Source organism: Shigella sp. FC1967, from assembly GCF_001743005.1.
Classification (GTDB): Bacteria; Pseudomonadota; Gammaproteobacteria; order Enterobacterales; family Enterobacteriaceae; genus Proteus.
On record NZ_MIIZ01000451.1, the window covers coordinates 1 to 216 of the forward strand.

Sequence of the window (216 nt, forward strand, 5' to 3'; positions counted from 1 at the left end):
TCGCTCAACTGCGTGATGCATTTGACTCCGCTGCGGCAAAACTTGAATGCGAAATTATTGAGATGGACGGAGAGCCTGACCATGTGCATCTGCTGGTTGCTTACCCGCCAAAACTGGCGGTCAGTGTGATGGTCAACAATCTGAAATCAGTATCGTCGCGCCTGCTGCGCCAGCAAAACACACATTTACGGACGCAAAGTAAAACGGGACTTTTGT

At 50.0% G+C, this 216-nt stretch carries 1 protein-coding gene; it reads left to right on the plus strand.

Annotated features, from left to right (window positions below):
• Positions 1-216 (plus strand): IS200/IS605 family transposase (gene tnpA, locus BHE89_RS03940; RefSeq protein WP_128860311.1); only part of this gene is annotated, 216 nt, incomplete at both ends.